The 670-nt window shown below is 74.0% G+C and carries 1 protein-coding gene; it reads right to left on the bottom strand.

Translation table 11 applies throughout. The features are described 5' to 3' along the window. On the bottom strand, positions 1 to 670 hold a 670-nt coding region (locus LPA54_RS34475), incomplete at both ends, for a cobaltochelatase subunit CobN (RefSeq protein WP_228984583.1).

Genomic DNA, 670 nt, shown 5'->3' on the forward strand with positions numbered 1-670 from the left:
CGGCACAAGCCGAACGCCGCGTGCCGTACGGCGATTCCGGCGACCCGCGCCGCCCGCCCGGGGTCGGCGACGTACACCGGCACGCCGTCCGGTCCCTGCTCCTTGAAGGAGAACGGGACGGTGATCAGCCGGCCGTCGAACTCGGGGATGGCGACCTGCATGGCCGCGTCCATGGGGGAGAGGGCCGCGTCGGACTCCTCCCAGGCCGCCCGCGAGGTCGTCAGGCACAGGCCTTGCAGCACCGGCACGTTCAGCTCGGCGAGCGCGCCGACGTCCCAGGCCTCCTCCTCGCCGCCCGCCGACGCCTGCGAGGCGTGGCTGCCGCCGGCCGCGAGCACGGTGGCGACCAGCGTGTCGGCCCGCCCCAGCAGCTCGTACAGCTCCGGGTCGGCGCCGCGCAGCGAACCGCAGTACACGGCGAGCGCGTTGGCGCCGCGCGCCTCGATCGCGTCGCACAGGGTGTCCACGAACGCGGTGTTGCCGCTGAGTTCGTGGGCGCGGTAGAAGAGCACGCCGACCGTCGGACGGCCCGGTACGACGGGACGCTCCCCGTGCACGCCGAACTCCGGCATCCTGCGGGGCTGTTCGAAGCCCTCGCCGGTCAGCAGCACCGTGTCCGACAGGAAGCGCGCCAGCTCGGCGAGGTTCTCCGGGCCGCCCTCGACGAGAT

This window comes from Streptomyces sp. DH12, from assembly GCF_020873895.1.
Lineage (GTDB): Bacteria > Actinomycetota > Actinomycetes > Streptomycetales > Streptomycetaceae > Streptomyces.